We start from the raw sequence: 23,875 nt of genomic DNA on the forward strand, positions 1-23,875 counted from the left end.
TTCTTTATTCGAAAGTGATGGGGCGCGCCTTGCGCGAGCGGATACTCAGAGAACCTTCAGCGCAGGTACGGCACTTCGCGCGGCTTGGGCGAGCGCACCGACCTGCTGGGCTGCGGCGCCGAGTTGGCCGGCCTGCGAAAGGGCCGCACCGGCACCAGACGGCAACGCGCTGGCAAGGGCACCTTTGGCGAGGCTCATCGCCTGACCGCTCAACGCCTGACCAACACCTCCCTGGGCAACCTGCCCCGCCATGCCGGCCAGTTGAGTCGCCCCCGATACTGCCTGCATCGCGCCCGACGGCAACACGTTCGCGAGCGCCCCCTGCGCGAGCCCCATCGCCTGTCCGCTCAACGCCTTCCCGATGCCGCCTTGTGCGGCCTGCCCCGCGATGGCCGCCAACTTTGTCGCACCCGGCAGCGCCCCGGGTGGCAACAGACCGCCGAGTTGAGACATCGCCGTCGCGGTCGGATCCGCTTCCTGCATCGGTTTCGCTGGCCATTGCGCCGTCTTGAATACGCTCGACGGATCGTACTGATTGCGCGGATCCTCGCCGAACTGGACCTGCACAGCGCCGGCCGGCAAGCCGCTCACGATCGTATGCCCCTTTGCATCCAGCGCACCTTCTCTCAACACGCCACCGCTGGCGTCCAGCACCGTGAACTTGCCGCCCTTGAAACCCTCGCCATTCGCATACTGGTGCAGCAATTCCAGTTGCCCCGGCTGATCCGGCCGCGGACTCGGCAACGGATACCCCATGCTCGCCGGCCCCGCGAACGTATGCGACGCGCCCTTCACATCGATCTTTCCGGGCGCATGGACCTCGACATTGCCATCCTTGATCCGAATGTATGCCCCACCGCTCGTCAGCAGAATCCCCTGATCAGCCGCGATCTCGATCCGATCCGTCGCCGACACGACCTTCACCGCCTTCTGCGCGGTCACCTCGATGTTGTCCGACTGCGCCTGGATCTCGACCTTGCCCTTGCCCGCGAACAGCTTCATCCCCGCGTTCTGCACGAACAGGCTCAGCTTCTGCCCGATGCTCCCGATCAGCGACTTGCCCGCGGCCACGTGCACGCTCTGCCCGCTCGCCACGTTCACGTGATCGTTCGCGACCACGTGCACCGACTGCTGCGTCGACATCCCGATCCCCGACGGGCTGCCGAACAGCATCACCGGTTCCTTGAACGCGTTCGCGTTACCCGTGCCGCCGCCCGCTGTGCGCCCGCCCGACGCGCTGCCCGAGGCACTGTCCTGCGTCGCGTCCGTGAACGCGCGCATCGTGTCCTGCGCGTCCTTCAGGCTTTCCGCCTGATGCTGCTCGCTCACGCCCGACATCGCCTCGACCAGGCTCTCGCCCGTCACGAGCTGCTGCTGCGCTTCCTTCACGTCGAGCGGCTGGCTGTTCGCCGCCTTCGGGTGCGTCGTCACGTACAGGCCCTGGCTCGCGCGCACCGCGCCATACGCATCCGATCGCAGGTCGAACCCGCTGCCGAGATACGACCCGCGCGAATTCGCACTGTGGTCGATGATGTAGCCCAGATGCAGCAAGCTGTTCGCGCTGCTGCTCATCAACTGCACGCGGTTCTGCCCGGTCGCATCGTCCATCACGAGCTGGTTGTAGCCGCCGCCCGAATACTCCTTCGACCGGTAGCCGGACAGGATCCCGTCGCTATGCCACTGCGGCTGGTTCGCGCCGTTGTACACGCGCCCGACGGCCAGCGGCCGGTCGCAGTCGCCGCCGACGTAATCGATCAGCACTTCCTCGCCGATGCGCGGCACATGCACGCCGCCGTAGCCGCCGCCGGTATCGGACTGCACCACGCGCACCCAGCACGACGCATTCTCGTTACCCGGGTTCAGGCGGTCCCACACGAACTGCACGCGGATCCGGTTCAGTTCGTCGGTATAGACCTCCTCGCCCTGCGGCCCGACGACGATTGCCGTCTCGAGATGCATCTCCGGCTTCTTGTGCTCGAACGGGCTGCGATACGGCACGCTCACGCGATGCGCTTCGACTTCGACGAGATAGAAACCGACCGAACCGTCGTCATGTGATACCTGAAGCCCAGGCGTGTTTTCGTAACGTGCTCGCGTCCGGTCGAGCGCGCGTTTCAAGCTATGCGGGAAATCCGAATCGCTACCGGATACGGGCAGGTTGTTCTCGATCCACCACGCGACCTCGATCGCCGCAAACTCGCGCTGATCGGCGGAATCGCGATCATGCTCGGGATGGTCTGCCAGCGTGAAGCGTCGGCCGGCATCGATCGCGCGCACGCCGCCCGCGGCATGGAAGCGCTTTGCCTGCGACTCCCACCCCTCCATCTTGACCTTCGCCAGATGATCACCACGGGCTTGGTCCGGATACGTATAAGCGCCGGTGTACTCGTAGACTTCGAGTTGATCCGGCAACTCGCCCTGGCCGACCATCGTCGGCAACGACGTGCCCTTCGGGTTCGACGGCTGTGCAGGATTCTTGTAGTCGAATGTGCGCGTCGTGAGCGTCACACTCTGCAGCGTGCGCGTGCCTGACCATTGCGTGAACGCGTCCGCTTCGCCTGCCGTACCGCCGCGGTAGAAGCGCACGATTTCCGGCGACAGCGGCACGAACGCCTGCAGGTTGTCGGTGATCACGAGCGTATGCGAATTGCCGTCATCGGCCTGCTGCCATGCGCAGTAAAGCCCCTCGTCTTCCATCAACCGATGTACGAGGTTCCAGTCCGTCTCGCTCTGTCGCGTGTACGAACGGTTCGCCAAAGGCTGAGACAAGGCAAAGCGGAACCGCCCGCGTGCTTCCGGATGCATGCCAAGTACGTCGGAAATGATTTCCTCGACGTTCTTGTCGATCCAGATCTTCTCGTCCCGGCGAAACCGGAGCACGTGCATCCAGGCACGCAACTCGAGCTGATAGGTCGTCAACCCGCCGTTCGCGCCAAGTCGGCGCGCGGTGTAGATGTAGCCGCTGACCGGCCGATATGCATTGTTCCCGAGCTGAATCCAGAGCGTCGCAGGCTGAGCGATCAGCTTCTTGAGTTCAAGACCGTCATTGCTCGATACGACGTCGAGCGTAAACGAATAGTCCCTGCCGATCTGCGATCGGCCGACGACGCGCTGTACGGCAAGTGCGTTGGCCCCCAGCGGGGTATCCAACTTGAGCAAACGATCCTGCTGAAGCAAGCCGCCGCGAAGCGCGGCGCCGATGTCCGGCATGTTCATGATACAGCCCTTTTTTATTTCAGCACCCTCGGATGGTGTCTGTGACTCTGTCGGGCGGGATTTTACCGTTTAATCAGGACGTTATGGTTAATCGTCGGACCAAGAAAAGAAACATGACCAGAACACGCGCCACGCTCAGGCCGCTTCCTTCAACGTCTCCTGCCGACAGCGCCTGCAAATCAGTTCGCCCGCTTCCCACAATTTCCGGAAACCCGTCTCGTCGTCGAGCCTGAGCGCCGCGACCTGGATCCTGGTACCGAGCCGGTACGCGAGCATCACTCGCATTGCCCGGTTTTTTCTTCGATTTCATCGCGCCGGTTTTCACCTTCGTCGATCAGGGTTCGAAGTCGACTGTCGTCCGGTGTGACGAGAAATACGCGGTGATCGCTGAAATCACGGCCTGGCGTGTGACGGCATCGATCGTCTTTTCATCATGTCCTGGGTCCACGTGCTTCAGTCGGCAGCAGCGCTTCGCCAAATACGCGGACGACGTGCGCGCCATCGGATAGATCGATCGCTCCGCGCGGGACCATCAGTACTTTGTACGTCGTCGCTTTACCTCGTGCGGTTCAGTCGTCAACGAACGGCTTCCCCTGGATGCCGGCGGTTCTACAGACATGACGGCTCACGTATCACCCACGTGCTTCACAGCTTCCCGATTCGTTCCTCTGCTCGCCGCACGCAGTGCATATTCCAGGCGGATCACAGTCGACGGACTGTGCTTATCCAAAGGTGTTAACAGGGTTCGTATACATACGTAGTCATAGTTAACAAGCGCTGTGCCCCACAGTGGATAACCTCCGTAACGCACTGAATTTTCAGCGCGAAGCGGAATGCATAACCATGGGTGTGTCACGTGAACAGCTCCGCGCAGCACAGAACAACTTTTCGTCAATTCACAGACTCGCCGACATATCCTCAATCGTTCCACTGTGAATCCAGAGGCTTGCCGGACGGTTATCCAGAGGGCAATGTGGATAACACCACAGCACATCGACGCGTTTTGCTGTGATGCGAACAGGTGAATCCGACGTTCGCAACATCGCCAGGCAACATCGATCGTCAGCGTCCGTGCGCCGTGACTCAAAAAATTTTCACGAAGGGGCTTGTGCTCCTCAAAAACCCTCTCTATAATTCGCGGCTTCTTAGGCTCGTAGCTCAGTTGGTTAGAGCACCACCTTGACATGGTGGGGGTCGTTGGTTCGAATCCAATCGAGCCTACCAACGAACAAAATGAAGGGGTCCGGCAGCACAACTTGCCTACAGGCAACGCGGCTCGCCAAACATACAAACGCCACGCGGCAACCTCGCGTGGCGTTTTTCTTTTCCGGCCCGAAACAGCGCATGAAGCCCCGATGCGTTGCGCGATACATGGCCCGGCATCGCATCGTCACCGACATCCCGATCGGCCATTCAACCGCCGCTGCACGGCGAGTAGAATCGTGTGCACATCGAAGCGGCTGCGCCGCGCGTCGCCCGATTTCCAGCACGTCCAAACCGCATCAAAACAACAACGCGCGATCCGCGCGACTGAGAGCACACGACATGTCCGAGGTCACGACCGCCGCATCGTCCGTAAGCAACGACGAAATCGCCGCTTACGTCGGCAAGAACGCCGCCTGGTTCGAGCGCAAATGGGCGATCGCCGAATCGCGCAAGAGCCGGCAGTCGTGGAACTGGGCCGCATGCTTCCTGGGCCCGGTCTGGATGGCCTATCGATGCATGTACTGGCAGGCGGCCGCCGTGCTCGCCGTCACGCTCGGCATCACGCTGGTCGAGCTGCTGTACTTCCCGACATACTTCGAATCGACCACGCTCGACCCGGTCACGATCGGGATCGCGGTCTCGCTCGGCTGGTGCGGGAACAGCCTCTACAAGCAGCACGTCGAACGCAGGATCGAAAAACTGCGCCCGAACGCGACGTCTCGCGAATCGTTTCTCGCGCTGCTCGAGGCGCTGGGTGGCACGAACTGGCTGGCGGCGGCCGGTTTCGCCGTCGCGACGCCGCTGCTTGGCGTACTGATGTTCATGCTCGGCAACACCGCAGGCGCGATGTACTGATTGCGGTAGCCGGCGATCGACGAAGCGGAAAGACGAGGGCGCACGGCGCCGTCGCCATGCATCCGCATGGCATGCGGCACCGGCTCACATCACCTTCAATGCAGATGCTTCAACTTGTCGGGATTCCGCACGACATAGATCGCGACGATCTTCCCGTCGTCGATCTCGAGCGCCGTCGTCTGCAGCTCGCCGTCCGCTTCCAGCGTGACGAACCCCGGCAGCCCGTTGATGAACCCGGCCCGCACGAGTTTCGACGCATGCGTCGCGAACAACCCGGCCAGGTACTCGTGCACCTTCATCACGAGCTCGAAGCCGAACACCGGCTTGCCCGCGGCCGTGCGCTTGCCGCCACCGTCGGAATGCAGGCTCACGTCCTCGGCGAGCATCGCGCCGAGCGCACGCATGTCGCCGCTGCGCGATGCCGCGAAGAATGCTTCGGCCAGTTCGATCCCACGCTGCTTCTCGACATGAAACCGCGGCCGCGCTTCGCGCACATGCGTACGCGCCCGTGCGGCGAGCTGCCGGCACGCGGCCGGGTCGCGCTGGATCGTCGTGGCCACTTCGTCGAACTCGAGACCGAACACGTCGTGCAGCAGGAACGCCGCGCGTTCGAGCGGCGAGAGCCGTTCGAGCGCGAGCAGCAGCGGCAGCGTGACGTCTTCCTGTTCGTCTTCCTCGACGACCGGCTCGGGCAGCCACGGGCCGATATAGGTCTCGCGCTGGTGCCGCGCAGACTTCAGCTGATCGAGGCACATGCGCATCACCATGCGGCGCAGGAACGCCTCGGGTACGCGCACCTCGGTACGGTCGACGTCCATCCAGCGGATGAACGCGTCCTGCACCATGTCCTCGGCATCCGCGACGGAACCGAGCATCCGGTACGCGACGCGGATCAGCGTGCGACGCAGCGGATCGAAGCTCGCCGCCGCGTCGGCCCGTGCTTCGGCGTTGTCCTTGGCCGGGTCGAGGTTCGTCATCAGGCCACCATCTTCGCGGCGGCGGCCTTCGCGTCGGCCGGCTCGATCCACAGCCCGAAGCCGACCGCGAGCCGGTTCCAGCCGTTGATCACGTTGATCATCAGCGTGAGCTTCACCTGTTCCTCCTGGCTGAAATGGCCGTTCAGCGCCGCATAGGCCGCTTCGTGCGCCGCGTGGCCCTCCGACAGCCGCGTAAGCGCTTCGGTCCAGCCGAGCGCCGCGCGTTCGCGGTCGGTGTAGCAGGGCGCTTCGCGCCACGCGGCGAGCAGGTAGATGCGCTGCTCGGTCTCGCCTTGCCCGCGCGCCTCGGCGGTGTGCATGTTAATGCAGTTCGCGCACGCGTTGATCTGCGATGCGCGGATCTTGACGAGCTCGATCAGCGTCGGCTCGAGGCTCCCGGCAGCGGCGATCGATACGGCCATCCAGTTCTTCATCAGTGCGGGGGCAGCGGCAAACGGATTGAGTTTCGCAGTCATGGTTCCTTCTCCTTTCGTGTGGGTTCCGGTGATATGACGAGCGAGCCCCCCGCGTGTGTGACATCGATGCAGAAAATTTTTCGAAGCGGGCGCGGATACGGATCGCAAGTGAAGGGCAGAGCGGTTCGGCGCGGTGACGATGGCCGCGTTCGACAGCGTTCATCAGACAAACTCGCGCGCTGCGCGGATGTCATGGGTCGTCAGTAGCCGCTTGCGCGGGCCGGCATGCAGCAAAGCCCGCCCGGACAGGGATCTCCGCGCCGTCATGCATTCGACACGTGTGAAGCCAACACTTTCATTTTTCTTTCGATCGTGTTTCGCCGGCATCCCGATTCGCAGCATTCACATTTCTGGCCCATACTGTTCTGCACGGGCAGATGAAGTGACGCCGCATCCGCGGCCCGGCGCGCGCGCCGGCTGCCCGACGACGCAGCAGCAGGTCGCACGTCAGCCGCGCGCATCACGCGCAAGGCTTTCCCTTTTCCGGCAACGCAACGCAGCGAATCGCGACGTGGACGGTAAACCGATGAGCCTCCTTGCATCACAGCTTCAGCGCCGTTACCAGGACGTGCGCTCCCACAGCGTCGCGTTGACTGCGACGCTGTCCGCCGAAGACCAGGCCGTGCAGTCGATGCCGGACGCGAGTCCGACGAAATGGCACCTCGCGCATACGACCTGGTTCTTCGAAACCGTCGTGCTGATGCGCCGCGTGCCCGGCTACGCGCCGTTCGACGACGCCTTCCAGTTCCTCTTCAATTCCTATTACGAAGCGCTCGGCCCGCGCCATCCGCGGCCGCAGCGCGGGCTGCTCACGCGCCCGTCGCTCGACGAGGTGCATGCGTACCGGCAATACGTCGACGACGCGATGCTGCGCGCGCTGGCCGGTGCCGATGCGGCGTTGCTCGACGCGATCGCGCCCGAGGTCGTGCTCGGCCTGCATCACGAGCAGCAGCACCAGGAATTGATCGTCACCGACATGCTGCACGCGTTCTCGTGCAACCCGCTGAAGCCGGCGTTCCGGCCGCGCAACGGGATGGATGGCGACGCGATGGCCGCGGGCGACGCCGGCGCGCAGCGCTGGCTGCATCAGCCGGGCGGGCTCGTGGAGATCGGCCACGACGGCGACGCGTTCTCGTTCGACAACGAACGGCCGCGCCACACGGCGCTCGTGCGGCCGTACGAGATCGCGAACCGTCTCGTGACGAATGCGGAATTTGCGGCGTTCGTCGCCGATGGCGGCTACACACGCCCCGGGTTCTGGCTGTCGGACGGCTGGGCCACGGTGCAGCGGGAAGGGTGGCAAGGGCCCGCGTACTGGATGCCCGACGACGACGATGCGGCCGGCACGCGCGTGCGGCGCACGTTCGGCCTGCACGGCGTCGAACCGCTCGCGCCGGACGCACCGGTGTGCCACGTGAGCTTCTACGAAGCGGCCGCGTATGCGGAATGGGCCGGCGCACGGCTGCCGACCGAATTCGAATGGGAAACCGCGTTCCCTGCCGAAGGCATCCAGCAGATGCTCGGGCACGTATGGCAGTGGACGCGTTCGTCCTACGAGCCGTATCCGGGCTTTCGGCCGCTCGCGGGTGTCGCGGCCGAATACAACGGCAAGTTCATGGTCGGCCAGCAGGTCCTGCGCGGCAGCAGCATCGCGACGCCGCCCGGGCACGAACGGCCGACGTACCGCAATTTCTTTCCGCCGGCGGCACGCTGGCAATTCACGGGAGTGCGACTTGCGCGAGACGTCTGACCAGACGGCCACGAGCGGTGGCCAGCAACCCACCCGCGATTCGCGGCCGAGCGCGTACGAGCGCGACCTGATCGACGGACTGTCGCGTACGCCGCGCAGCATTCCGCCGAAATACTTCTACGATGCGGCCGGCTCCGCGCTGTTCGACCGCATCTGCGAACTGCCGGAGTATTACCCGACGCGCACCGAGCTCGGCATCCTGCGCGATCGCGCGGCCGAGATCGTGCGGCGCGTCGGCCCGCATGCGGAACTCGTCGAATTCGGCGCCGGCTCGCTCGAGAAGATCCGCGTGCTGCTCGACGCGTTCGCGGGCAACTATGCGAACGCGCCGGCGCGCTACGTGCCGGTCGACATCTCGGCGGATTACCTGCACGACGCGGCCGCGCGACTGCGTTCGGCCTATCCGTGGCTCGACGTCGCGCCGCTCGCGGCCGACTACACGAAAGCCGAGCAACTGGCCGAGCTGACCGCAACACCGGCGCGGCGCATCGGCTTCTTTCCCGGCTCGACGATCGGCAATTTCTCGCCGGAAGAAGCCGACGCGTTCCTGCGCGATGCGGCACGGCTGCTGCGCGGTGGCGGCTTGCTGGTCGGCGCCGATCTCGTGAAGGACGTGCGCACGCTGCACGACGCGTACAACGACGCGCAGGGCGTGACCGCGCAGTTCAACCTGAACCTGCTGGTGCGTGCGAACGAGGAGCTTGGCGCGGATTTCGACGTCGACGCGTTCTCGCATTGCGCGTTCTACGACCGCGAGCGGCAGCGCATCGAAATGCATCTCGTCAGCGATGTCGCCCAGACGGTGCACGTGCGCGGCCACGCGTTCCGCTTCGAAGCCGGCGAGCGCATCCACACGGAGAACTCGCACAAGTTCACGATCGACGGCTTCCACGCGATCGCGCGCCGCGCGGGATTCGAGCCCGATACCGTTTGGACTGACGCGGACAACCTGTTCAGCGTGCACTGGCTGCGCAGCGTCGACGATATCCGCGCGTAACGCCTGCTGTTGCGAACCGCCCGTGCCGCACGGCGCGGGCGGCTCACTTCCCGCGCATGCCGGCGAGCCCGATCGAATCGCCCGGTTTCGTGCCGAAACGCCCTTTTTACCGGCTCGATGCGCCGCTGCAACGGTGTTTCGAGTGCGGCCTCTCCCTTGTCCCGTAAGGCTTTGCGGGCATCCGTAATCGTCCGTTACCTGTCTCGCATACCCGTTTCACCTGTGTCTGTGCCCGGTGCCTAGACTCCGAACCGTATTCACATGACGCACGACACGTGCAGGGAGTCGCGAGATGAGCAAGAAACTTATTCTCGGTGCAGTTCTCGGTGTAGCGGCGCTGGCAGCATCGGGCGTCGCATCGGCCCACGTCGACCTGTCGGTCGGCATCGGCGTGCCGGGCGTCTACGCGGCGCCCGCACCGGTCTACGTCGCGCCGCCGCCGCCCGTCATGTACGCGCCGGTCGGCTACCGCGATGACGGCTGGCGTGGCGATGGCTGGCGTCAGCGCGAATGGCGCGAACACGAATGGCGCCGCCGTGAATGGCGCGAGCACGAATGGCATGATCGCGGCGACTGGCGCGGCCGCCGCTGGGATTAAGCGGCCAGACTGACCACTACAAGAGGAGAATGAAAACATGATGCCCATTCGACACATCAGGCTGTGCGCCGCCGCTGTCGTTGCGCTCGCAACGATCGGCAGCGCGCACGCGGCGGGCTGCATGAAGGGTGCGGTGGTGGGCGGGGTCGCCGGCCACTACGCGGGGCACCACGCGGTCGTCGGTGCGGTCGGCGGCTGTATCGTCGGCCACCACATGGCGAAGAAGCAGGCGCAGGAGCAGGCCGCGCAGCACAAGGCCGCCGCGCAGGGCATGCAGCCGGCGCAGTAAGCACTTCACCACCGGGGCGGCGCCGACGCGCCGCCACCGCCTGCTTCGTTCCCCGTTCATGCAGCACCCGGATTGATCTGACGAATGCGCGCCGCGCGCATCGTTACGATCATTTACAACGTCGTGTGGCGCGAATTTTGCGCGTTCATAGAATGCAGTCACACGAACGCGCTCCAGGGAGCACAAGATGAAACAGCAACGATATCTGTCCGTATTGACGGCCGCGCTGCTCGCGCTCGGCTCGGTGTCCGCCTACGCGGCGGCCGGCGGCAATGGCGGTGGCAACGGTGGCGGTCATGGCGCAGGCGGCTCGGGCGGCAACGCGGGCGGCATGTCCGGCGGTCACATGAGCGGCGAGGCGCTGGGCAACTCGAACGGCATGCGCGCGGGCGATCGCGACAAGGGCCTGTCGCGCGCAGCCGACCGCTCGGACACGATCGCCGATCGCGCCGGCGTGCAGCCGGGTCACGGTCACACGCATGGGCATACGCATGGCCATACCGCGCATGCGTCGACGTCCACGCATCATTCGCATCACAACGCATTCGGCCGCACGCTGTAAGCGCGGCGCACGCATGCGATGAAAGGGCGCTTCGGCGCCCTTTTTTCATGGCGGAAACGCAACGCCGCTGTCGCGCGGAAACGTCGTGCCGACCCGATTTGCAACCAGCCGTAACCGCGTCGTGCTCACGCAGGAATACGGATCGCTTTCACGCGGATGACAGAACGAAAACCGGCGCCCGAAGCGGGCGCCGCGAGGGTGTCCGGCACGCTCGATCAAGGCTGAAAAAAAGGGCGGCTCATCGCCGCCCTTCGTATCACCGCCCGGTGCCCGCCAACGGCACCGCAGGCTCGAACAACGCATCGGCCTGCCTGACGCGCACGAAGCGCGCCGCACCGTCGCCGTCCACCAGCGCACGGAAATGCGCTTCGCCGCACACGAGCTTCGCACGCTCGTGCTCGCTCGGCACGTGGCCGTCCGTATTCGGCGTATCGACGACGAAGTACAGCCGCTCGCCGCCGTCCTGTTCCGCGAGCACGGCCCAGTCGGGGTGATAGCTGCCGAGCGGTGTCTGCACGCGGAACCACGCGGGCAGCTTCGCGTACAGCTTCACGCCGTCGTGCGCCTCGAGCGCATCGGCGAATGCGCGCTCCGCGTCCGTCTCGCACACGACCGCTTCGTGGATCGACTTCTGCGCGTCGGGCCGCAGGTTGCGCAGGTAACCCGTCAGCGCCTCGCTCTCGAACGATTCGAGCGCATGCACGTGGCGCTCGCCGAGCTTGCGATACGCGATGCCCGCGACCAGCGCGTGGCGCTTGCAGCGGTTGATCGCATCGGCCGCGACCGTGATGAACTGCTGCGGATTCACGCGGAAATCGTCGAGCCGGCCGCTGTCGGCCAGGATCGTCGCCAGCGAACGGCGCGTGAGCTGCGTACGGTCCTGCAGCTCGGTGAGCAGGTCGGGCAGCGGCAGCTCGCCTTCGTCGAGCAACACCGTGCCGGCGCCGGCCACCTCGATCGCCTCGATGCCGGCCTTGCCGATGTCGATCTCGGCCTTGCGCCACTGCAGCCGGGCACGCGCGATGTCCGGCGCGTCGTGCAGCGCGGCCGTGCAGTCGCGCACGAGCTTCGCGTTGTCGAATTCGACGCGGTACACGGTGCGGTGACGGATGCGGTCCCACAACGCGCGGAAATCCTCGCCGAACACGACGGCCTTGCCCGACGCATCGCGCCGCAACGCGATCGCGCGGCGCTCGTCGGCGTTGCGCACCGCGAAGCGGCCCGACAGCTTGCGCAGCGTCGCGACGATCGGCGCGCGCAGCATCTCGAACGCCTCGGGCAGCACCAGCGCGCTCTGGCGCAGCGCGTCCTTCAGCCGGTCGAGCACCTTGCCCTGCGCGTCGACATAGCCTTGCTCGTGCAGGTGGTTCCACAGCACGCGCGACAGCTCGATGCCGAGCGCATGCGCCGGGCCGTCTTCTTCCTGCACGGGCAGCGCCGCGAACTGGTGTTCCTCGACGATCCCGAAACGGATGCCCGTATCGGCCTCGATTTCCTTCTGCAGGTTCTCCGCGAACGACTCGTAGCGCTCGGTCGCGATCACGGTGAGCGTGTTCACGCCCGCGTCGCGCACGCGTTCGCCGTCCTGGTCGACCGCGAGGCGCAGCCCGCGGCCGAGCGTCTGGCGGCGCTCGCGCTCGGTCTGGATGTCGCGCAGCGTGCAGATCTGGAACACGTTCGGGTTGTCCCAGCCTTCCTTCAGCGCCGAGTGCGAGAAGATGAACTTCAGCGGCGTGTCGAACGACAACAGCGCTTCCTTCTCGCGCATGATCAGGCCGTACGCGCGCTCCGCGTTCTCGCGGGCCGCCGCGCTGCTTTCGCTCGTGTCGGTCCAGCCGCCCTTGCGGTCGATCGAGAAGTAGCCGTTGTGCGCGCGCCCGACTTCGAGCGCGACATCGACGCCGTCGAACAGCGCACGGTACGCCGGCACGCGCGCCGCACGCGCATATTCCTCTTCGAAGATCAGCGCGTAATCGCCCTTCACGGGCATGCCGTTCTCGTCGTAGCGGCGATAGCGCTCGACCGAATCGACGAAGAACAGCGACAGCACCTTCACGCCGCGTTCCGCGAGGCGCAGCTCCTTGTCGAGATGCTCGCGGATCGTGCGGCGGATCATCTCGCGCTGCACGGCGAGCGTGTCGATGTCGCCGAATGCCTCGCCGAGCGACAGGAACGCCTCGCCTTCCGGGTGGCGCAGCTCGACGTACTCGGCGCCCTTCACCGCATGCACCTCGCCGATCCGCAGCCCCGCATACAGCGCGCGCTTGGTCAGGCGTTCGAGATCGTCGCCGTCGGTGGCCGTCACGATCTGGCGCTTCACGCCGGCCGCCGTTGCGACGTCGAGCTCGACGCGCGCGCTGATCGCGCCGCGCCGGTTCGACACGCCGACGAGCCGCAGGTACGGCTTGTTGTGCGCATCCTCGACGATCGCCGACGCGATCTCGATCTGCTTGACGAGCTTGCGCTCGTACGCGTCGACCGCGTCGAGCCGGTACACCATGTGGTGACGATCGACGTGCGTGGCCGAATAGCGCAGCGTGCAGAGCGGCGCCATCGCGGCGAGCGCTTCGCGGCCGCGGCCTTCGAGGCCGCCGTCGACGCTTTGCGGCTCGTCGACGATCACGATCGGCCGCGTCGCGCGGATCAGGTCGATCGGCTTCTCGCCGCCGGTCTTCTCGCTGTCCTTGTAGAGGTTGTTGATTTCCTTCTTGTTGATCGCGGCCACCGTCATCACCATGATCTGGATCGCCGCGCTCGCCGCGAAGTGGCGCACCTGGCCGAGCTTCGCGGAGTCGTACAGGAAGTAGTCGTACGGCACGCCCGCGTACAGCGCGCGGAAGTGATCCTCGGTGATGGAAAGCGTCTTGTGCACGCCTTCCTTGATCGCGATCGACGGCACGACGATCACGAACTTCGTGAAGCCGTAGCGGCGGTTCAGCTCGAAGATCGTGCGCAGGTACACGTAGGTCTTGCCGGTGCCGGTCTCCATCTCGACGGTGAAGTCGCGCGAGCCGGGCAGGCCGGACGGCGGCAGCCCGCCGCGCAGCTGCACGTCGGCGAGATTGCGCGCGAGCGCGTCGTCGGTCAGCGACAGCCGGTTGCCGACGCCCTGTTCCGACACCGCGAAGCCGAGCGAGCCTTGCGCGGCGGCCGTCGTGCCGGGCGCGGCGTTCGCGAGCACGCTGAAGTCGCCACGATACGATTCCTGGCCGCGAAACAGGTCGCAGACGGCGTCGATCGCCTCGCGCTGGTAGTCAAGATCCGCTTCGAAATGCAGCCGCATCACAGGCTCCGCACGCGCTTCACGCCGTGCTGTTCGAGCAGCGCGGCGAGATTGAGCTTCGCGACGTCGTCGACGAAACCGCTGTCGCGGAACAGGCACGTGACGTCGTGCGTCGTGCCGGTCGCGTCGAGCAGGTCGACGATGCCGTCGGCGAGCGGGCCCGCGTCGTCGCGCGCGATACGCGCATCGAAGCACGCGACGATCGAGCGGCCGATCAGGTGCACGGTCTTGCCCGCCACCTGGTGATGCTCGACCGGCGTGCACAGGTCGAGGCCGAGCTTCAGCGTCAGCTCGGCAAGCAGGTCGTCCTCGGTGCGGCCGGTCTTCACGTGCTCGACGGAGGCGAAGAGGGCGTGGTCGAAATCGTCGCGGCGCGGATCCCACTCGATCACGTTGGTCGTGTCGAGCCGGTACACGCGAAAGCCGAGGTCGCCATAGCTTTCCGGATAGTCGCGCGCGACCTGCTGCGCGGCGCGGCGCAGGCGCTCCTTGGTGACTTCGGCGAGCGTCAGCGGCTTTTTCAGCTTCGCGCAGAAATCGGCGGCCGCCAGTTGCGTCTTATCGCGGCGGTCGAGCGCTTCGGGCAGCTGCACGAGCACGTAGCGGCGCGCGCCGCCGTCGGTCGCGTTCACCTGCATCACCGCGTGGCCGGTCGAGCCGGAGCCCGCGAAGCAGTCGAGCACGATGTCGCCGCCGCGCGTGCACCAGCCGATCACGGCCGCCGCGAAATCGACCGGCTTCGGCAGGTCGAACGGGATGCCGAGCGTCTTCAGCAGCGCGTCGTCGGAACCGGCGAACGGCAGCACCGACGGCACGTTCTCGTACATGTTCTCGTCGAGGTAGTAGATCCGCTGCGGCTGCGTGCTTTCATCCGCGCCGAATTCGATCTGGCCACGCTCGATCAACGCCTGCATCGTCGCGGGCGGGTTGCGCCAGCCGCGCGCCGGCATCGCGCACGGCTTGCCGGTGACCGGGTGGATCAGCGGCGTGAAATATTCTTCCGGCGCCTTCTTCTTGTTCGGCCAGGCCATCGACACGAGGCGGTACACGCGGCCTTCTTCCGACAGCCGGTCGTACATCACCTCGCCGCCGGACAGGTTGGTCTGCGCCTTCATCCACGCGCGGTACGCCTTCTGCGCGTCCTTCGCGTTGCCGCTGCGGTACACGGCGTCGTGCGCGGCGTCGAGCATGCGCTGCGCGTTGCGTTTCGGGCGCTTGAGCGGCGCCTGTTCGAGCAGTGTCTCGGCGTTGCGCGCGAACAGCACCAGCGATTCGTGCTGGTAAGCGACGCCGCGCGCGTCACCCTTCGGATTGCGCTTGTCCCACACGGCCACGCCGAGCTCGTTCTCCTCGCCGAAGATCTCGCGCAGCATCAGCACGAGCGCATGCACTTCGTGCTCGTCGATGTGCACCGCGATCAGCCCTTCGTCGGACAGCAGCGCGTGCGCGAGCTTCAGGCGCGGATACATCATGTTCAGCCAGTCGGTGTGGAACCGGCCGTTCGCCTCGGTATTGGTGCTGCGCTTCACGCCGCCCTGGGTCTGCCCGGTCATCGCCAGGTAGTGGCGGATGCTGTCGCTGAAGTCGTCCGGATAGACGAAATCGCTGCCGGTGTTGTACGGCGGGTCGATGTAGACGAGCTTCACCTTGCCTGCGTAGCTCTTGTGCAGCAGCTTCATCACGTCGAGGTTGTCGCCCTCGATCACGAGATGGCGCGTGTCGTCCCACGCGACGCTGTCGTCGGGGCAGGGCCGCAGCGTGCCCGTCGACGGCGTGAGCGCGGCCTGGCGCGCGCCGCGCTTGCCGTGCCAGTGGAAGCCGTAGCGCTCGTCGGCGTCGCCGACCGTGCGTTCGCCGATCAGCGCCTTCAGCACGTCGACGTCGACCGACGCGCCGCCGGGGCCTTCGGTCACGAGTTCGGGGAACAGCGCCTTCAGGCGCGCGACGTTGTCGGCGGTGAAATCCGTCGACATCGCCTGCGGGCTGGCCGCATCGAGTTTCTGCATCGTCTTTTCCATCGGAGCCCGGCCGCGCGCGCCAGGACGTCGGGCGTGCTCACGGCACCGGCGGCAACGGCCGCCCGGGCAAACCCGAAACGCTATCGAGTCGGTCGGCCGAGGTCAAGCGCCGATGTGAGCCGATCGTGCGGGCATCGGCCGCGATCGCCCGCCCCACGGGCCGCAAGCGGGTTCGGGCCGGTTGTCGCACGGGCCGGCCGGCGGCACCGGGAAAGGGACGAAAAAAAGGGCACGGTCGGCGTCTGGCGCCGGCGTGCCCGCATGGAGAATCCCGGATGGAGGGTGCGGCGGGGCCCACCGGGCCCCGCGTTGGGTCAGAAGCGGGTACGGATACCCGACGTCAGTTCGAGCTGGTTCTTCGCGCCGAACGTCGACGACACCGTGTAGCCGCCGTGCAGCTTCATGTAGTCGCCGGCGAGGTACACCTCGGTGCGCTTGCTCAGGTGATAGAACACCGACCCGTAGATCGTCTCCTTGAAGCCGTTGGCGACGCCGTTGGTCAGGCTGAACGCGCCGAGGTTCGCGTTCGGCGTGAAGCCGTCGGAATTGTTCGCGGCGTTCTTGACGCGCATCTGCTGGTAGCCGAGCTCGTAGTCGAGCGCGCCCTTCGGCGCGATCTTCATCGACACCGTCCACGAATCGTCGTGACGCTGGCCGAGCGAGCCCTGGTCGCCGTTGTAGCGGAAGTAGCCGGCATTCAGGCGCACGATGTCGAACGTGTAGTTGCCGCCGACCGAGAACGTCTGGTTCGTGAAGCCGCCGTTGTTCACGTGGTTGTAGAAACCCGACACGTTGAACGGGCCGCCGTTGTAGCCGAGCGCGACCTGGTACGCGGAGCCGGTCGCGAACTGCGTCGAGTTGCTGAACTGGTAGCCGGCGCTCGCGAAGATGCCGTTGCTGAACAGCTTCTTCCACGCGATGCCGTTGTTGTAACGCGTGCCGGTCGGGCCGGCCGCGTAGAAGATCATCTGCTTGAAGTTGTTCGAGTTGGTCCAGCCGCCCTCCTCGGTCGACAGCTTCGCGGAACCGTACGGGTCGCCGTAGATCGCGGCCGCATCGCGCGCGATCGTGTTCTGGAAGCCGGCCGTCAGCTTGCCGAAGCGCTCGTCCTCGACGCCGACCCACGCGTCGCGGTCGAAGATCTGGCCGCTGTCTTCCATCTGGCCGTTCGCGACCACGAATTCACTTTCGAGGCGGAAGATGATTTTCGTGCCGCCACCGATGTCTTCTGCACCGCGCAGGCCCCAGCGGCTGCCGCTGAACCACGGCTCGCCTTCGTTGCCCATGCCGATCACGTGATTGCCGTTCGCGTCGGCGTGGGTCCGGTAGGTCGGAAAGCTCAGGTCCATCAGGCCGTAGAGCTGCACGCTCGATTGCGCATGCGCCTGGGTGCCGGCGCACAGGCCAGCCGCCGCGATGGAAAGGGCAAGGGTTTTTCGTTTCAAGATCGTCTCCTCCGAGCTGCCGCATTGAAATCTGGTCGTTGGCAGTACGTAATGTATGCCGACTCTTGCCGGCCACAGCGAGAGGGCCGACGCATAGCATCGTAGAGGGTGCAATCCTTCACGACGCTTTCCCGGGCGCAAGAATCGGATCGGTGAAAACACCGAACGCGCAACAATCACGGATCGGGCAGGCATGCGCAAGCGGGCCTGCCGGGCATCCGGCTGGCCAGGGCGACCTTTCGTGCTACGAATCGACGTGCCGTGCGACGGGCGCGTGCCCGTCAGTCCTGCGTGCTCTTCATGCGCAGGATGTAACCGAGCCCGCGCAGCGTGATGATTTCGGCCGTGCTGCCCGCGAGATGCTTGCGCAGCCGGTGAATGTAGATGTCGATCGCGTCGGCGCTCGGCTCGTCGTCGAGCGCGAACACGCTGTCCATCAGCCGCGCCTTCGATACCGTCTTGTTCTGCTGCAGCATCAGCGTTTCGAGGATCGCGTGCTCGCGCCGCCGCAGCGCCAGCACCGTTTCGCCGCAGCGGAATTCGCGCGTGCCGAATGCATAGACGAGGTCGCCGCACACGAGCTGTGTCGTGCCGACGCCGGCCTGCCGGCGGATCAGCGCGCGGATTCTCGCGACGAGTTCGCGCGACTCGAACGGCTTCACGACGTAATCGTCGGCGCCCGCGCCGAAGCAGTCGACCTTGTCGTCGACCGAGCCGTGCGCGGTCAGCATCAGCACCGGCACGTTGTCGTTGCGGCGCCGCAGCCGCGCGAGCACTTCCTTGCCGCTGATGCCGGGCAGGCGCATGTCGAGCAGCACGGCGTCGTAGCGTTCGGTCTTCAGTACGGTGTCCGCGCGTTCGCCATCGCCGACGCAGTCGACCGCGAAATCCTCGCCGCGCAGCAGGTTCACGATCCAGTGCGCGAGTTCGGCGTTGTCTTCGACCAGCAGGAGTTTCATGACGGCTTTCTCTTCAATCGTAGGCGGGCAGCCGTACGGTCACGACGATACCGCGATTGCCGGGCCCCGGCGCGAGCGACGCGCTGCCGCCGTGCGCCTGCGCGATCTCGCGGACGATCGCCAGCCCGAGGCCCGAGCCTTCGGTGTCGGCCGACACGCGGTAGAACCGCTTGAACACGTGCGGTCGCGCTTCGGCCGGGATGCCGGGCCCGTTGTCGACCACGTCGAGCACGATCGTGTCGCCGTCGCGCCGTGCGCATACGGTCACGCAGCCGCCCGGCTGCGTGTAGCGCACCGCGTTGTCGACGAGGTTCATCACCAGCGCGGTCAGCAGGCTGTCGCTGCCCGCGACGTCGAGCCGCTCGCCGAGATCGGCGCCGAGATCGATGTCGCGCCGCTGCGCGAGCACGATCGTTTCCTCCAGCACGCTCGACACCACGGCCGCGAGATCGACGCGATGAGTCAGCAGCGTCGACGGCGTCGCCTCCGCATGCGCGAGCAGCAGCAGCTTGTCGGTCACGTCGGCCATCTTGCGGCTGCTGCGCTGCATGCTGTCGAGTACCGTCGCGAGTTCCGGATCGTCGTGCCCGCGCCGCTGCGCGTACTGGATCTGCGTATCGAGCACCGCGATCGGCGTGCGCAACTGGTGTGCGGCGTCCGCAATGAAACGGCGCTGCGTGGCCGTGTGCGTGTTGAGCCGCGCGATGCACTGGTTGATCGCATCGACGATCGGCCGCAGTTCGTGCTGCAGCCGCTCCGGGCGGATCGGCTCGAGTTCCATCGGCCCGCGGTCGGCGACGTCGTCCTTCAGCTTCATCAGCGGGCGCAGCTCCAGCGTCAGGCCGAGATAGACGAGCACCACCGCGAGCACCAGCATCAGCGACAGGCGCACGAGCTGCGGCCGCCAGATCGTCGCGACCATCGCGCCATGTGAGCGCGTCGTCTTCGCGACGACCACCGTGACGGTTTCGACCTGGCCCTCGTCGTACAGCTGGCGGTCGTAGGCCACCGCGCGCAGCGGCACGCTGTCGAGCGACGTGTCGTACAGCGTCGGCTCGATGCCGTGCCGCGCGGGCAGGTCGAGCGCCGGATTGCCGGCAAGCAGGCGGGCGTGGCTGTCGATCACCTTGTAGAACACCGAATCGCCCGACGGCGACTCGAAGATCTCCAGCGCGGCCGGCGGCACGTCGGCGACCGGCAGGCCGTTGCGCCATTCGATGTCCTCGCCGATCGTGCGTGCGGACGCGACGAGCGCGCTGTCCTGCACGAGCCCGGCCGTGGTCCGCGCGGTGTCGTACGACATCGCGCCCGCGATCAGCACGAACACCGCGAGCGGCAGCAGCAGCCACCACAGCAGCCGTCCGCGCAGGCTGTGCGCCATCCTGTTGCGCTCCTTCTCCGAAATGCCGAACCGCGCCGGGGTCGCCGGCGCGGTCGGAAGTGTCATGTCAGGCGTCCGCCGGTGGCGTTCAGAACGCCGCGGGTCGCCACTTCAGCAGCCGCTTCTCGAGCCAGGTCAGCAGGTAGTCGGCGGCCAGCGCGACCACGGCCAGCACGATCATCGCCGCGAACACGCCGCTCGCGTTGAACGCGCCCTGGGCGGTGGAGATTAGCAGCCCGATGCCCTGCTTGGAACCCAGGAATTCGCCGACGACCGCACCGACCAGCGCGAAGCCGAAGCTCACGTGCAGGCTGGCGAGAATCCAGCTCAGCGCGGACGGGATCACGACGGCCGTGGTGATCTGCCGGCGCGACGCGCCGAGGATCTGTGCGTTCGCGATCAGGTAGCGGTCGGCTTCGCGCACACCCTGGAACGCGTTGCCGAACACGACGAAGAACACCATCACGACGGCCAGCGCGATCTTCGACGCCATCCCGAGGCCGAGCGCGATCACGAAGATCGAGCCGAGCACGACGCGCGGAATCGAGTTCGCGATCTGGATGTACAGGCCGAACACGTCGGCCATCAGCTTGTTGCGGCCGAGCACGATCCCGCAGATCACGCCGGCGACCGAGCCGATCACGAAGCCGATCCCGGTTTCCTCGAGCGTGACCCACACCTGCGTGAGCAGCGGGCCCTGCGACGTGCCGTTCACGAACCAGTCCTGGATCTGTTCGAAGATCAGCGAGGGCATCGAGAAGAAGAACGGATCGATCCACTTGAGCCGTGCGGCGAGTTCCCATCCGCCGAGCACGATGACGAGCACGGCGATCCGCAGCGTGACGATCAGGTTGCGCCGGCGTCGCAGCCGGCGTTGTGCGGCGCGCTCGTCGTCCTCGAGCGTCGTCGCCGGAATGGCGGTGGGGGGAAGCGTCATGTCGGTCATGCTCCTGTCCTTGCTGTCCTTGCCGTGCGGCGTATGCGTCAGCCGATCTGCACTTCTTCGCGCAGGTCGTGCCAGATGTCCTTGGAAATTTCGATGAAGCGCGCGTCGTAGCGGATCTCCGACGTGACGCGCGGGCGCGGCAGGTCGATCTCGTACACGCGCTTGAGCGTCGCGGGGCGCGCGGTCAGCACGAACACGCGGTCGGCGAGCGCGATCGCCTCTTCGAGATCGTGCGTGACGAACACGACCGAGCCCTTGTTCGCGGACCAGAGCTGCAGCAGCTCGTCCTGCATCAGCGTGCGCGTCTGCATGTCGAGCGCGGAGAACGGCTCGTCCATCAGCAGGATTTCCGGCTGGTTGATGAAGGTCTGCGCGAGCGCGACACGCTTCCTCATCCCGCCGGAGAGCTGGTGCGGGTAGTGCTTCGTGAATTTGTCGAGGCCGACCTTGCGGATCCATTCCTCGGCCTGCGCATACGCGACGTCCTTCGAGCGGCCGCGAAACAGCGGGCCCGCCGCGACGTTGTCGATCACGTTGCGCCACGGGAATACGGCGTCGGCCTGGAACACGAAGCCGATGCGCGGATCGATCCCGTCGACCGGGCGGCCCATCACGCGGACTTCGCCCGACACGGGCTTGAGCAGCCCGGTGATGAGGTTCAGCGTCGTCGACTTGCCGCAGCCGGTCGGCCCGACGATCGCGATGAACTCGCCGCGCGCGACGCTCATGCTGAAGTCGCGCAGCGCGACGGTAGCCTTGCCTTCCGGCGAAATGAAGCGGCACGACACGTTGCGAAACTCGATCGCCGGTGTGCTCGGGGAGACTGCCTGGTTCATCGCATGGATCCTGCGGGTGAAGAGGGCATCGCATCGTGGCGACGCCGGGCCGGCCAGCCGGACCGGAACGGGGAACGCACGGCGGCGGGATCGCCGCCGCCGGCGCCGTTGCTTACTTCGCGTTCACGAAATCGTTCGTGAAGGTGCGCGCGAGGTCGATGTGCTTGCCCTTCACCGACGGGTTGAACGCCGACAGCACCTTCAGCACGGTCGCCGGGCCGTCGGCCGGCATCTTGCCGTCGGCCGTATACATCGGCAGCGACGCCTTCAGCGCGGACACGTACAGCGCCTTGTCCTTCTGGTAGTCGGCCGGCATCTTCGCGGCGATCTCGTCGGCACTGTGCGTATGGATGAACTGCATCGTCTTCGCGAACGCGTGCGCGAGCTTGGTCGCTTCGGCCTTGTGCGAATCGGCCCAGGCCGACTGCACGTACAGGCTCGCGGCCGGGTAGGTACCGCCGAGCGCGGCGCGCGTGCCCTCGACGGTGCGCATGTCGACCAGCACCTTCGCGTCGCCCATCTTCTCGAGCGCGGACACCGTCGGTTCGGTCGTCATGCCGGCGTCGATACGGCCCTGCTTGATCGCGGCGATGAAGCTCGCGTCGGCGCCGACCGGCAGCATCGTGTACTGCGTCGACGGCACGCCGTGCGCGAGCGCGAGGTATTGCGTGAGGAAGCTCGTCGACGAGCCGAGGCCCGTCACGCCGAGCGTCTTGCCCTTCGCGTCGGCCATCGACTTGAACGTCGGGGCGGCCTTGGTCGATACCATCTCGACTTCGCCCGGCACCTGGCCGAACACGGCGATCGCCTTGACGTCCTTGCCCTTGCTCTGCAGGTCGATCGTGTGGTCGTAGAAGCCGACGACACCCTGCACGGCGCCCGCGAGCAGCTCGTTCTCGGCGTCGACGCCGGCCGGCTGCGACAGCAGCTCGACGTCGAGCCCTTCGGCCTTGAAGTAGCCGAGTTCCTGCGTGAGCCGCGCGGGCAGGTAGATCAGCTTCGCGATCCCGCCGACCATGATCGTGATCTTGCCGCCGTCGTCGGCGAAAGCGGGGTGAGCGGCAAGCGCGCAGCTCAGGCTGGCTGCCACGGCGAGGGTGCGCAGGATGGGTCGCATCGGGTCGTCTCCGTTCGTTGTATTCGTGTGGCGCGATGCGTGCTGCATCGTCACGACGAGTATAGGGAGGCGAAACCTTCCGCTACCTTTCGCGGGCGGGCGATTCCTTTAGGGGTTTTCCAGCAACGGGGGGCCTGAACAGGCCGGCAACGGGGGCAGGATCCGCTCAGCGCCAGCCGGTCAGCACCCGCCCCATCGTGTCGAGCCCCATGTCGAACAGGTGCGACACGAACGGCACGAGGTTCGGGAGCATCAGTTGCACGAGCAACATCCCGACGAGCATCGTGACGGGGAAGCCGACCTGGAACACGCCGATCTGCGGCGCCGCGCGGTTCAGGATGCCGAGCGCGAGGTTCGCGATCAGCAGCGCCGCGACGACCGGCAGCGCGAGCAGCAGCCCCATCTCGAACACGGTCGAGCCGAACGCGGCAAGCGTGCGCCAGCCGGGCGCATGCAGCAGGTCGGCCGATACCGGCAGCGACTGGAACGACGCGGCGAGCGCCGCGAACACCTGCAGGTGGCCGTCCACCGCGAGGAACGCGAGCATCGCGATCGCGTTCAGGAAGCGGCCGAGCACCGGTGTCGCCCCGTTCGAATGCGGATCGAAGAAGGTCGCGAAACCGAGCCCCATCGACAGCCCGATGAAGTCGCCGGCGGCCTCGACGGCCGCGAACACGAGCTGCATCGTGAAGCCCATCGCGATGCCGATCAGGAACTGCGTGACGACGATCCAGATGCCCTGCGCGGAGAACACGGTGACGTCCGGCATCGCGCCGAGCGTCGGCGCGACGACCAGCGCCATGAACGCGGCGATGGCGATCTTCACGCGCACCGGCACCGACGCGTGGCCGACGACGGGCGCCGTCGCGACGAGCGCGAGCATCCGCACGAACGGCCACAGGAAGGCGGTGAGCCAGCCGTTGAGCTGCGCGTAGGTTACCGAGAACATGCCTGCCCGATCGTG

Annotated in this window: 19 protein-coding genes and 1 tRNA gene; 7 read left to right on the top strand and 13 right to left on the bottom strand. The window is 66.2% G+C overall.

The features are described from left to right. Nucleotides 1-45: 45 nt before the first annotated feature. Together tssI and KEC55_RS00090 are read right to left on the bottom strand one after the other, a co-directional pair. Nucleotides 46-3,216, bottom strand: a complete 3,171-nt coding sequence (gene tssI, locus KEC55_RS00085) for a type VI secretion system tip protein TssI/VgrG (RefSeq protein WP_282506256.1) — start codon at nt 3,214-3,216, stop codon at nt 46-48. A 135-nt stretch (nt 3,217-3,351) separates the two neighbouring features. Continuing rightward, complete coding sequence (locus tag KEC55_RS00090) at nt 3,352-3,501, bottom strand: hypothetical protein (protein WP_282506257.1); 150 nt, start codon at nt 3,499-3,501, stop codon at nt 3,352-3,354. 862 nt (nt 3,502-4,363) lie between these two features. Between KEC55_RS00090 and KEC55_RS00095 the strand changes: the two genes are divergently transcribed. Together KEC55_RS00095 and KEC55_RS00100 are read left to right on the top strand one after the other, a co-directional pair. Continuing rightward, nucleotides 4,364-4,440, top strand: a tRNA-Val gene (locus KEC55_RS00095). 321 nt (nt 4,441-4,761) lie between these two features. Beyond that, the gene (locus KEC55_RS00100; protein WP_282506258.1) at nt 4,762-5,277 is read left to right on the top strand and encodes a DUF2628 domain-containing protein; all 516 of its coding nucleotides are present in this window, start codon (nt 4,762-4,764) and stop codon (nt 5,275-5,277) included. 95 nt (nt 5,278-5,372) lie between these two features. Here the strand turns inward: KEC55_RS00100 and KEC55_RS00105 are convergent, their stop codons facing one another. Together KEC55_RS00105 and KEC55_RS00110 are read right to left on the bottom strand one after the other, a co-directional pair. Then, the gene (locus KEC55_RS00105) at nt 5,373-6,254 is read right to left on the bottom strand and encodes a sigma-70 family RNA polymerase sigma factor (protein ID WP_282506259.1); all 882 of its coding nucleotides are present in this window, start codon (nt 6,252-6,254) and stop codon (nt 5,373-5,375) included. Further along, nucleotides 6,254-6,730 carry a carboxymuconolactone decarboxylase family protein gene (locus KEC55_RS00110; RefSeq protein WP_282506260.1) on the bottom strand — a complete coding sequence of 159 codons (477 nt, stop codon included), beginning with the start codon at nt 6,728-6,730 and terminating at the stop codon, nt 6,254-6,256. Before KEC55_RS00110 ends, KEC55_RS00105 begins: the two co-directional genes overlap by 1 nt. 526 nt (nt 6,731-7,256) lie before the next feature. Between KEC55_RS00110 and egtB the strand changes: the two genes are divergently transcribed. The 5 genes from egtB to KEC55_RS00135 all read left to right on the top strand — a co-directional run bounded on the left by egtB (nt 7,257) and on the right by KEC55_RS00135 (nt 10,926). After that, the gene (gene egtB, locus KEC55_RS00115; RefSeq protein WP_282506261.1) at nt 7,257-8,480 is read left to right on the top strand and encodes an ergothioneine biosynthesis protein EgtB; all 1,224 of its coding nucleotides are present in this window, start codon (nt 7,257-7,259) and stop codon (nt 8,478-8,480) included. After that, on the top strand, nt 8,464-9,477 hold the full coding sequence (gene egtD / locus KEC55_RS00120) for an L-histidine N(alpha)-methyltransferase (protein ID WP_282506262.1): 1,014 nt from the start codon (nt 8,464-8,466) through the stop codon (nt 9,475-9,477). Before egtB ends, egtD begins: the two co-directional genes overlap by 17 nt. Before the next feature lie 292 nt (nt 9,478-9,769). Next, nucleotides 9,770-10,075, top strand: coding sequence for a hypothetical protein (locus KEC55_RS00125; protein WP_282506263.1), 306 nt, complete (start codon nt 9,770-9,772; stop codon nt 10,073-10,075). A 37-nt stretch (nt 10,076-10,112) separates the two neighbouring features. Further along, nucleotides 10,113-10,364: a hypothetical protein gene (locus KEC55_RS00130; protein WP_282506264.1), complete on the top strand. Its 252-nt coding sequence runs from the start codon at nt 10,113-10,115 to the stop codon at nt 10,362-10,364. A gap of 187 nt (nt 10,365-10,551) precedes the next feature. Then, entirely contained in the window at nt 10,552-10,926 is a 375-nt protein-coding gene (locus tag KEC55_RS00135; protein WP_282506265.1) for a hypothetical protein, read from the top strand. Nucleotides 10,927-11,182: 256 nt separating this feature from the next. Here the strand turns inward: KEC55_RS00135 and KEC55_RS00140 are convergent, their stop codons facing one another. The 9 genes from KEC55_RS00140 to fliR form a co-directional block, all read right to left on the bottom strand. Further along, nucleotides 11,183-14,209, bottom strand: coding sequence for a type III restriction-modification system endonuclease (locus tag KEC55_RS00140; RefSeq protein WP_282506266.1), 3,027 nt, complete (start codon nt 14,207-14,209; stop codon nt 11,183-11,185). Beyond that, nucleotides 14,209-16,227 carry a site-specific DNA-methyltransferase gene (locus KEC55_RS00145; RefSeq protein WP_282506267.1) on the bottom strand — a complete coding sequence of 673 codons (2,019 nt, stop codon included), beginning with the start codon at nt 16,225-16,227 and terminating at the stop codon, nt 14,209-14,211. Before KEC55_RS00145 ends, KEC55_RS00140 begins: the two co-directional genes overlap by 1 nt. Before the next feature lie 314 nt (nt 16,228-16,541). Continuing rightward, nucleotides 16,542-17,672 (bottom strand): porin, encoded by a 1,131-nt coding sequence (locus KEC55_RS00150; RefSeq protein WP_282506268.1) that lies wholly within the window; start codon nt 17,670-17,672, stop codon nt 16,542-16,544. Nucleotides 17,673-17,953: 281 nt separating this feature from the next. After that, nucleotides 17,954-18,631, bottom strand: a complete 678-nt coding sequence (locus KEC55_RS00155) for a response regulator (RefSeq protein ID WP_034188218.1) — start codon at nt 18,629-18,631, stop codon at nt 17,954-17,956. Between the two features lie 13 nt (nt 18,632-18,644). After that, nucleotides 18,645-20,012, bottom strand: a complete 1,368-nt coding sequence (locus KEC55_RS00160; RefSeq protein WP_282507464.1) for a sensor histidine kinase — start codon at nt 20,010-20,012, stop codon at nt 18,645-18,647. An 88-nt stretch (nt 20,013-20,100) separates the two neighbouring features. After that, entirely contained in the window at nt 20,101-20,958 is an 858-nt protein-coding gene (locus tag KEC55_RS00165; RefSeq protein WP_122944022.1) for an ABC transporter permease, read from the bottom strand. A 38-nt stretch (nt 20,959-20,996) separates the two neighbouring features. Next, nucleotides 20,997-21,794, bottom strand: coding sequence for an ABC transporter ATP-binding protein (locus KEC55_RS00170; protein ID WP_040142661.1), 798 nt, complete (start codon nt 21,792-21,794; stop codon nt 20,997-20,999). Nucleotides 21,795-21,906: 112 nt separating this feature from the next. After that, nucleotides 21,907-22,911: an ABC transporter substrate-binding protein gene (locus tag KEC55_RS00175; protein WP_176049218.1), complete on the bottom strand. Its 1,005-nt coding sequence runs from the start codon at nt 22,909-22,911 to the stop codon at nt 21,907-21,909. A gap of 166 nt (nt 22,912-23,077) precedes the next feature. Then, nucleotides 23,078-23,860 (bottom strand): flagellar biosynthetic protein FliR, encoded by a 783-nt coding sequence (gene fliR / locus KEC55_RS00180; protein ID WP_282506270.1) that lies wholly within the window; start codon nt 23,858-23,860, stop codon nt 23,078-23,080. Nucleotides 23,861-23,875: the final 15 nt, after the last annotated feature.

It is taken from the genome of Burkholderia cepacia (assembly GCF_029962485.1).
Lineage (GTDB): Bacteria > Pseudomonadota > Gammaproteobacteria > Burkholderiales > Burkholderiaceae > Burkholderia.